This window comes from Stenotrophomonas sp. SrG, from assembly GCF_050031795.1.
Classification (GTDB): Bacteria; Pseudomonadota; Gammaproteobacteria; order Xanthomonadales; family Xanthomonadaceae; genus Stenotrophomonas; species Stenotrophomonas rhizophila_A.
The window spans coordinates 1-246 of record NZ_JBNBBE010000760.1; the positions used below are offsets into that span (position 1 = coordinate 1).

Annotated in this window: 1 pseudogene; it reads right to left on the bottom strand. The window is 71.5% G+C overall.

Features of this window, described 5'->3' with window-relative positions:
• A pseudogene (locus ACQG3P_RS21605) lies at positions 1 to 246 on the bottom strand (His/Gly/Thr/Pro-type tRNA ligase C-terminal domain-containing protein); the annotation flags it as partial.

Sequence of the window (246 nt, forward strand, 5' to 3'; positions counted from 1 at the left end):
ACACGACCGTACCGGCGCCCAGGCCGCGGTCGGACACCACCACCCGGAGCGCCACGCCGATCAGTACCATGTCGGCGAACATCGACCCCGGGCGCAGCCCGCGGTCGTCCAGTGCGGCATCCAAGCCGGCGGCCTGCAGCTCGGCCAGCAGTTCGGCAGCGGCACTGGCCACGGCGTCGTCCTGCTAGGGGTTGATCACGCACACCACCACCTGCCACGGCGCCAGCGCGTCGGGCCAGATAATGC